This is a genomic window from Rhodococcus sp. C26F (genome assembly GCF_053345925.1).
The window spans coordinates 4348-7084 of sequence record NZ_JBKFBA010000023.1 but is presented as its reverse complement, the minus strand read 5'-3'; the positions used below and the strand labels follow the sequence as shown (position 1 = coordinate 7084).

The window sequence follows — 2737 nt, the reverse complement described above, 5'->3', positions numbered from 1 at the left end:
CGCGAGGAGGACGACGCGGCCGAGCACAGCGAGGCGACGTCCGCGCGGCCGTGCTGCGCCTGCTCGGCACCGAACCGATGCACGGCTACCAGCTCATGGAAGCGATCGCCGAACGGACAGGCGGCGCCTGGCGCCCCAGCCCCGGCGCGATCTACCCGACGATCTCCCAGCTCGAGGACGAAGGACTCGTCACCGTCGAGAAGGAGGGCGGACGCAAGCTCGTCTCACTGACGGATGCGGGCCGCACGTACATCGACGATCCGGGGAACGAGCTCATCGACCCCTTCGCCGGTCACGATCCCGATTCCGACGCCCCCGACCTGCGACTCGCACTGCGCGAACTGCAGGTCGCGACGCGGTCGGTCGCGATGAGCGGTTCCGACGCCGAGGTCGCCGCGGCACACGCGGTCCTCACCGAGGCCAAGAAGTCGCTGTACCGGATCCTCGCCGGCGACACCGACACGTCCGATCAGGAGTGAAGGCTCAGCCGCGGGCGAAGAGGCGGATGCGCTGCTCGCGGCTGCGCTCGAGATGAGCACGCATGTGCTCGCGGGCCGCGGACTCGTTCCGCGCCCGCAAGGCGTCGAGGATCTGCGCGTGCTCCCGGTTGAGCAGATCGGGCTCGCCGTAGTTGGACGGCGGCCCGGAGTCGTAGATCCGCAGCTGGGTGGTCAGACGCACGAGCAACGTCGTGATCGTCGTGTTGTGCGCGGCCTGCCACAGCGCCTCGTGGAACCGGAAGTTCCCGATGCGCACCGCGGCGTCGTCGGTGGCGGAGCAGCACGAATCGTGCAGCCGCTCGAGCCTGGCCATGTCGAGATCGGTGTGCCGGATCGCCGCCGCGCCGGCCGCCTCGGATTCGAGCGCGACGCGCGCCGCATAGATCTCGATGACGTCCTCGGGGGTGCCCGAACGCACCCGGAAGCCGCGACTGGCCCGTTCGAGCAGACCGTCGTGCGCGAGCCAGTTGAGCGCCTCGCGGATGGGGGTGCGGGACGCCCCGTAGGTCTCGCTGAGCTGGGTCTCGTGCAGAGCGGCGCCGCGTGGGAACTTCCCGGCGAGGATGTCCGAGCGCAGGCGCAGGTACTGCTTGGAGGTCTGGTCGTCGCGCCCGGTGGGCGATTCGACGAGAAGAGAGCTCTCCAGCTCGGCCGTCGCGTCCTGCTCGGTCATCTACACCCTCCGTAGGCATGCCGTTTACGTGCGCCGATTATGCCACCGTCGACCTACGCATACTTGCGTATACGTTATTCGTCGTTTAGCGTCGCTCCTCGAACACGACGAGAGGACCCAACGCGTGACCGAGGCGGCTTTCCGGGACGAACAGGTGCTGATCAGCGCCGAAGAGCTCGCGAGCGACCCCGGCGCCCACACGGTCCTGCACGCCACGGTCACCTTTCCGAAACCCCGTTTCGACGGCGACTACCGTCCGGAATCCGGCTACGCGACCTGGCGCGCCGCGCACATCCCGGGCTCCGCGCACGCCGACCTGCTCGGCGGATTCAGCGCCCCCGGCACCGACCTGCACTTCTCCCGCCCCACCCCGGACGACCTCGCGGCGGCCCTGGCCGAACTCGGCGTGACCCCCGACGCCGACCTCGTGATCTACGACGACGGCGGCATGACCTGGGCGTCCCGGTTGTGGTGGATGCTGCGCAACATCGGTGTCTCCGCCCGCGTCCTCGACGGCGGCTTCGCCCGCTGGACCGCGCTCGACCTGCCCGTGGAGACCGGTGACGCCGCCGAGCGCACTGCCATCACACCCCGGACCGGGTTGCCCGACCACGGCCTGTGGCGCGATCGCGACGACGTGCTCGCCGTGGTGTCCGGTGACGCACCGGGCACCCTCGTCTGTGCGCTCGACGCCGAGCAGTTCGCAGGCACCGCCACCACTCGTTACGCGCGCCGCGGGCACATCGGCGGGAGCCGGAACCTGCCGGCCAAAAGCCTGCTCGCCGACGGCGTCCTGCGGAGCACCGATCGGATCGCCGAACTGGCCGAGCAAGCCCTCGCCGATGCCTCACGGCCCCTGATCCTCTACTGCGGTGGCGGCGTCTCGGCCTGCCTGGTGGCGCTCGCACTGGTCCGGACGGGCCACGACGACATCGCCGTCTACGACGGATCCCTCGAGGAGTGGACCGCCGACCCCGCACTCCCCATGCGGACACTCGGAGAAGGGAAGGGCGACGCATGATGCGATGTCCGCGATCCTGACCCGCTTCGTCCCCTCCCCTCCTTCCCGACAGGATCTTCCGTGACCACGACCCCCACCGTCGACGATCTCGCCGTCACCCTCGACGCCCTGCGCGCGCAGACGCCGCTGGTGCACTCGCTGACCAACATCGTCTCGGCCAACTTCCTCACCAACGTGCTGCTCGCCGCAGGCGCCAGCAACGCGCATATCGACAACGCCCACGAGGCAGGTGATTTCGCACGCATCGCCGGTGGAGTGCTCGTCAACCTCGGCACACCCTTCGACGAGACCTCGGTGGCCTTCACCCGCGCGGCCGAGGCCGCGCACGACGCCGGCACCCCGTGGGTCCTCGACCCCGTCGGCGTGGGCGGACTGGCGTGGCGCACCTCGCTCGCCGCCGACCTGTTGAAGTTCCGTCCCACCGCGATCCGCGGCAACGCCTCCGAGATCATCGCGCTGGCCGGTCTGGGCGGTGACACGCGCGGCGTCGACAGCGCCGACGAGGCCGCAGCCGCCGTGCCCGCCGCGCTCGCGCTGCTCGAC

4 protein-coding genes are annotated in these 2737 nt (G+C 70.3%); 3 read left to right on the top strand and 1 reads right to left on the bottom strand.

The genetic code is table 11. The features are described 5' to 3' along the window. Positions 1–479 (top strand): PadR family transcriptional regulator (locus ACLBYD_RS20160; protein WP_447817840.1); only part of this gene is annotated, 479 nt, incomplete at its 5' end. Positions 480–483: 4 nt separating this feature from the next. Here ACLBYD_RS20160 and ACLBYD_RS20155 read toward each other — a convergent pair. Further along, positions 484–1173 carry a GntR family transcriptional regulator gene (locus ACLBYD_RS20155; protein ID WP_301847948.1) on the bottom strand — a complete coding sequence of 230 codons (690 nt, stop codon included), beginning with the start codon at positions 1171–1173 and terminating at the stop codon, positions 484–486. A gap of 124 nt (positions 1174–1297) precedes the next feature. Here ACLBYD_RS20155 and ACLBYD_RS20150 point away from each other — a divergent pair, with 124 nt between their 5' ends. Together ACLBYD_RS20150 and ACLBYD_RS20145 are read left to right on the top strand one after the other, a co-directional pair. Beyond that, a complete protein-coding gene (locus tag ACLBYD_RS20150; RefSeq protein WP_447817839.1) occupies positions 1298–2194 on the top strand; it encodes a sulfurtransferase in 897 nt (298 codons plus the stop codon). Positions 2195–2254: 60 nt separating this feature from the next. Continuing rightward, the coding region (locus ACLBYD_RS20145; protein WP_447817838.1) for a hydroxyethylthiazole kinase at positions 2255–2737 on the top strand (483 nt) is incomplete at its 3' end.

Coding starts and splice junctions, on each gene's coding strand:
- ACLBYD_RS20155 (WP_301847948.1), bottom strand. CDS start 1,173: ATGACCGAGCAGGACGCGACGGCCGAGCTGGAGAGCTCTCTTCTCGTC.